General features: G+C 69.9%; 3 protein-coding genes. All 3 read left to right on the plus strand.

The genetic code is table 11. The annotated features are described in order from the left end of the window. Positions 1–32: 32 nt before the first annotated feature. Positions 33–2,471, plus strand: coding sequence for a glycosyl hydrolase family 95 catalytic domain-containing protein (locus tag GA0115259_RS00375; RefSeq protein ID WP_093589051.1), 2,439 nt, complete (start codon positions 33–35; stop codon positions 2,469–2,471). Next, complete coding sequence (locus GA0115259_RS00380; protein ID WP_093589053.1) at positions 2,468–3,769, plus strand: SGNH/GDSL hydrolase family protein; 1,302 nt, start codon at positions 2,468–2,470, stop codon at positions 3,767–3,769. Before GA0115259_RS00375 ends, GA0115259_RS00380 begins: the two co-directional genes overlap by 4 nt. A 126-nt stretch (positions 3,770–3,895) precedes the next feature. After that, positions 3,896–6,082: a glycoside hydrolase family 3 N-terminal domain-containing protein gene (locus GA0115259_RS00385; RefSeq protein ID WP_093589055.1), complete on the plus strand. Its 2,187-nt coding sequence runs from the start codon at positions 3,896–3,898 to the stop codon at positions 6,080–6,082. Positions 6,083–6,325: the final 243 nt, after the last annotated feature.

Consider the following 6,325-nt stretch of genomic DNA (forward strand, 5'->3'; position numbering starts at 1 on the left):
GCCCGCACCGTCCTTCCGGAATGGAGTGAACCGTGGACGACCAGCACACCGGCACACCCGCGTCAGCCCCGAACTCCTCCCGCCGTCCCAGCCGGCGAGAGGCCCTCTCCCTCGCCGCCGCGGTGGGCGCTTTCACCGTCCTCGGCGGCCTGCCCGCCTTCGCGGCCTCTCCGCCGGTGGTCCGGCAGACGAGGTCCCCACTGCTTCCCGAGGCGTCGGTCACCAGGTTCTGGTACCAGTCCCCGGCCTCGGACACGAATATGATCGAGCAGGGCCTGCCGGTGGGCAACGGCCGCCTCGGCGCCCTCGTCGGCAACGATCCCTCCCGTGAGGTGCTTCTTCTCACCGACGCCACCCTGTGGACCGGCGGTCTCAACGGCACACTCGACGCCGACGGCCAATTCCCGTACGGGCGGCAGGACTTCGGTTCGTTCACGCTCCTCGGGCGGCTGACCGTCGACCTGCCGGACCATGACCTGTCGTCCCTCTCCGCCTACCGGCGTGACCTCGACATCAGCCAGGGCGTGGTCTCCTCCTCGTACACGCGCTCAGGAGTGACCTACGAGCGCCGGATCTTCGCCAGTCATCCCGATGACGCCATCGTCGTCCACTTCTCGCAGAAGGGCGGCGGGCGGTACACCGGATCGGTGAGCCTGTCCGGCACCCATGACGAGAGGACCACGGCGGACCGTGCGCGCACGTACGCCTCGTTCAACGGCTCCTTCCCGGACGGCGGACTGCGCTACGGCGCCGCGGTGACGGCGTACAGCAGTACCGGCAAGGTGACGGTCGACGGTACGCGGATCACCTTCGCGGGCTGCAAGGAGCTCACGGTCGTCGTCAGCGGCGGCACCGACTACGCTCCGGACGCGGGCACCGGCTATCGTAACCGTGACCTCGATCCCGAGCGGCTGGCCAGGACCAAGGTCCTCGCGGCGGCCCGCAACTCGGCGACCGCCCTGCTGCACAGCCATGTCGCCGACCACCGCGAGCTGTTCGATCGGATGGACATCTCGCTCGGCGAGTCGTCGGCGCTCCAGCGCGGCCTGGACACCTGGGAGCGTGTCAGGGCACGCCACACCGACGGTGCGGCGGATCCCGAACTCGAAGCCTCCTACCTCCAGTTCGGCCGCTATCTGATGATCGCCGGATCCCGGGACAGTCTGCCGGTCGCTCTCCAGGGGCTGTGGCTGGACGGCAACGACCCGGACTGGATGGGCGATTACCACACCGACATCAATATCCAGATGAACTACTGGATGGCCGACCGGGCAGGCCTGTCCGGCCTGTTCGACGCCTTCGCCGACTACTGTCTGGCGCAGCTTCCGTCCTGGACCGAGCTCACCCGCGAGCTCTTCAACGATCCGCGCAACCGGTTCCGCAACTCCACCGGGAAGGTCGGCGGCTGGGCCGTCTCCTTCTCCACCAACATCCACGGCGGCAACGGCTGGTGGTGGCATCCGGGCGGCAACGCCTGGCTGGCCAACTCCCTCTTCGAGCACTACGAGTTCACCCAGGACACGGCGTATCTCGCCAAGATCTACCCGCTGCTCAAGGGCGCCGTCGAGTTCTGGGAGGCGCGGCTGATCACCACGACCGTCCCCGACGCGGCCACCGGCGGGAGCCGCGAGGTGCTCATCGACGACAAGGACTGGTCGCCCGAGCACGGCCCGCAGGACGCCAAGGGCATGACCTACGCACAGGAACTGGTCTGGGCGCTCTTCGGGAACTTCCGCACCGCCACCGCCGTCCTCGGCAGGGACGCCGCGCACAGCGCGACCGTCGGCGCCCTCCAGGAGCGGCTGTATCTCCCCGAGGTGAGCCCCACGACGGGCTGGCTCCAGGAATGGATGTCGCCCGACAACCTCGGTGAGACGACACACCGCCATCTCTCGCCGCTCATCGGGCTCTTCCCCGGAGACCGTATCCGCCCCGACGCCTCCACGCCCAAGGCCGTGGTGGACGGCGCCACCGCGCTGCTCACCGCGCGCGGGATGAACAGCTTCGGCTGGGCCAACGCCTGGCGCAGCCTGTGCTGGGCGCGGCTCAAGGATGCGGACAAGGCGTACCAGCTCGTCGTCACCAACCTCAGGCCCTCCGTCGACGGCACCAACGGCACGGCGCCGAACCTCTTCGACATCTACGAGGTCGAGAAGGGCCGCGGCATCTTCCAGATCGAGTCCAACTTCGGCACCGCTGCCGCCATGATCGAGATGCTGGTCTACTCCCGGCCCGGCCATGTCGAGCTGCTGCCCGCGCTGCCCGCGGCCTGGGCGGACTCCGGCCGTATCACGGGAGTCGGGGTACGGGGCGGCTTCGTGGTCGATCTGAGCTGGCGGAACGGAAAGGTCACCGAGGCCCGGCTGCGCAGCGTCGGCGGGCGTACCACCACGGTCGCGTACGGCGACCGGAGCCGGAAGGTCAGCCTCCGGCCGGGCGGTTCCGTCACGCTGCGGGACCTCGGGCGATGAGGCCTCGTCAGCGGTCTTCTCACGGCCTGCGCGCGGCGGGAGTCGTCGCCGCGCTGCTGGCCCTGCTGTGTACGCCTCTGACCGCGGAGGCGGCGCCAGCGGCACCGACATCACAGGCACAGGCACCGGCCCGGACGCACGCGCAGGCGCAGGCGCAGGCGCCACAGCATCAGGTCATCACCTGGGGCGCGAGCGCGGACCGGCAGGGCGAGGCGCCCCGGGACCGGAGCTACCGGATGGTGGTGCGCACCAGCGTCGGCGGCACCGACACCCGGGTCCGGCTGTCCAACGCGTTCGGCGACCAGCCGGTGACCTTCGGCAGCGTCCATGTCGGCAGGCGGCAGGAGGGCGCGCAGGTCGTACGCGGCACCAACCGCCCGCTCACCTTCGGCGGCGCGGACTCCGTCACGGTCCCGCCGGGCGCCACCGTGACCAGCGATCCACTGCCCGGACGGCTGGCGCCGGGGAGCGACCTGGCCGTCAGCTTCCATGTACGGAGCGCGGGCGGTCCTTCGACCGGCCACGGCATGGCCATGCAGACCTCGTACGCGACCGCCGGTGACCATGCCGCCGAGGAGGGCGCCGACAACTGGACCGACCGGACCGGCTCCTGGTACTACCTCGACGCGGTCAGCGTCGAGACGGACAGGAATACCGGCGCCGTGGTCACCCTGGGCGACTCCATCACCGACGGCTGGCAGTCCAGCACCGATACGAACCGCCGCTGGCCCGACTATCTCGCGCGCCGGCTCCAGAACGCCACCGAGACCGGGACCGGGACCGCGACCGGGGCCAAGGCGATCAAGGGAGTCGCCAACGAAGGGATCTCCGGCAACAAGGTGCTGGCGGACGGTGCCGGACAGAGCGCGCTCGGGCGGCTCCAGCGCGATGCAATCTCCCAGCCCGGCGTCCGCACGGTGTTCCTCTTCGAGGGCATCAACGACATCAAGGCCCACACCGGAGTGACGGCCGGTGATCTGATCGCCGGATACCGGGAGATCATCGACCGGGCGCACACGGCGGGCATCTGTGTCGTCGGCGCGACGGTCCTGCCGTACAAGGGCTGGTACGAGTACGACGCCGAGGGCGAGGCCGTACGCCAGGACGTCAACGACTTCATCAGGAACAGCGGTGAACTCGACGCCGTCGCCGACTTCGACAAGGCGCTGCGCAGTCCCTACGACCAGGAGCGGCTGCTGCCGGTCTTCGACGGCGGCGACCATATCCATCCGAACGACAAGGGCATGCAGGTGATGGCCGACACCGTCGACATCAGGACCTTGGGCTGCGACCGCTGACCGGCCGCCCACTCCTGCCGCCGGCGCCGGCTCCCGTATGATCCACCGGCTCCGCTTCCCCCGGGTCCCGCGAGGACCCGGGGGAGCGGTCATGTCCACCACACATCACCATGAGGGAGCGCTCCCATGACCGGCGCCAGCGGCACGGCACCGTACGCATCCGAGATCACGGACCTGGTCGACCGTATGACGGTCGAGGAGAAGCTCGGCCAGCTCCAGCAGCTCTCCTGGACCGGTGACACCGGGCCCGGCGAGGGACAGACCCATGAGGTGGAGACCACGGCGCGTGCCGGGCTGCTCGGTTCCGTACTGAATGTCACGGGCCCCAGGCACACCAACTATCTCCAGCGCATCGCCGTCGAGGAGTCCCGGCTCGGGATTCCGCTGCTCTTCGGGCTCGACATCATCCACGGCTACTGGACGACCTTCCCGATCCCGCTCGCCCAGGCGGCCGGTTTCGATCCCGAGGTGCCGGCGCGGGACGCCGAGGTCTCGGCGGCGGAGGCGCGCTCCAACGGGCTGCACTGGACATTCGCGCCGATGATGGATGTCACCCACGAGCCGCGCTGGGGACGGATCGCGGAGAGCGGCGGCGAGGACCCGTATCTCAACGCGCGCCTCGCGGCGGCCAAGGTACGCGCCTACCAGGGCGACGATCTCGCCGCGCCGGACCGGATCGCCGCCTGCGCCAAGCACTTCGTCGCCTACGGAGGAGCGGAGGGCGGCCGTGACTACAACACCGTCGATGTCTCCGAGGCACGGCTGCGCAATCTCTATCTGCCGCCGTTCAAGGCCGCCGTCGACGCGGGCGTGGCCACTGTCATGGCGGCGTTCAACACCATCAGCGGTGTCCCGGCGCACGCCGATCCCCGCACGCTGACCGGCATCCTCAAGGAGGAGTGGGGCTTCGACGGATTCGTCGTCAGCGACTGGACCGGTGTCCATGAGCTGATCGCACACGGTTTCGCGGCCGACGGTGCGGACGCGGGCCGGCTGTCCCTCAACGCCGGTGTGGACATGGAGATGGTCTCCACCCATCTCGCCGAGCACGGAACGCGGTTGCTCGCCGAGGGCCGGATCAGCCAGGAGCGGCTCGACGACGCCGTGGCCCGGATTCTGCGGCTGAAGTTCCGTCTCGGGCTCTTCGACCGGCCGTACACCGACGAGAGCGCCGTGATCACCGCGCCGACCGGTCCGGCGCGGGCGGTGGCGCGGGAGGCGGCGGCGCGCTGCATGGTGCTGCTGAAGAACGACGGCGGTGTGCTCCCGCTGAGTGCGGAGTCCGGATCGCTCGCGGTCGTCGGCCCGTTCGCCGCCTCCACCGATCTGCTGGGCACCTGGATCGCACCGGGAGCCGACGGCTTTCCCGCGGTCACGGTTCTCGACGCCGTCAGGGCGGCGGCGCCCGCCGCCGAGGTCGGCCATGCTCCGGGCGTCGAGGCCCAGGGCCAGGACACCGGCGGAATCCCGGAGGCGGTCGCCCTCGCCCGCGGCGCCGATATGACGATCGTGGTGGTGGGCGAGCCCGCCGAGATCACCGGTGAGGCCGCCACCCGCGCCGATCTCGCGCTGCCCGGTGCCCAGCGGGAGCTCATCGCCGCGATAGCCGCCACCGGGCGGCCCTTCGTGGTCGTCCTCGTCAACGGCCGTCCGCTGACGGTGTCGGACTGGCTCGACTCGGCGCCCGCCGTCCTGGAGGCCTGGCACCCGGGTACCGAGGCGGGCAACGCCATCGCGGATGTGCTCTTCGGCGCGGTCAATCCGGGCGGCAAGCTTCCGGTCACCTTCCCGCGTACGGTCGGACAGGTCCCGGTCTACTACAACCACGAGAACACGGGCCGCCCTTACCGCCCGGCACACTCCGACGAGAAGTATGTGTCCCGGTATCTCGACCTGGAGGACGGCCCGCAGTTCGTCTTCGGCCACGGCCTGAGCTACACCACCTTCACCGTCGGCGAGCCGAGCCTGAGCGCCGACCGCGTCACGGCCGCGGAGCTGCGCGAGGGCGTCACCGTCGAGGTGGCGGTGACCGTACGGAACACCGGTGACCGCACCGGCGACGAGGTCGTCCAGCTCTATGTCCACGACCTGGTGGCCAGCCAGGTCCAGCCGGTCCGCCGGCTGCGCGGCTTCCGGCGCGTCACTCTCGCTCCGGGCGAGTCCACCACCGTACGGTTCCCGCTCGGCGCCGAGGACCTCGGATTCTGGTCGGCCGCGAACGAGCCTCATTTCATGGTCGAACCGGGTGACTTCGACATCTACACGGGCAACAGCGCACGTGCCGACCGGAAGCGGACGCTGACCGTGACCTGAAACCGGGCGCCGACCGTGACCTGATGTGAAAGGTTTCAATCCGATGCGATGCGGAGCTCTTGACGGGACGGGCTCGGGTCTCTAGTTTCCGGCCTAGTTTCGCAGGAGTGAAACGATTCAACGTCGAGTCGTATCGGAGCCGAGTGTGATCAGCAGAAGACGCCTGCTCAGCACCACCGCCACCGCCCTCGGGACAGCCCTCGCCACCGGAACCGCCACGGCGGCGAGGGCCACGGACGGGAG

It is taken from the genome of Streptomyces sp. MnatMP-M17, from assembly GCF_900091995.1.
Taxonomy (GTDB): Bacteria; Actinomycetota; Actinomycetes; order Streptomycetales; family Streptomycetaceae; genus Streptomyces.

Bases quoted from the DNA above. Each gene is read 5' to 3' on its own strand.
- GA0115259_RS00380 (WP_093589053.1), top strand. From the start codon at position 2,468: ATGAGGCCTCGTCAGCGGTCTTCTCACGGCCTGCGCGCGGCGGGAGTC.
- GA0115259_RS00385 (WP_093589055.1), top strand. From the start codon at position 3,896: ATGACCGGCGCCAGCGGCACGGCACCGTACGCATCCGAGATCACGGAC.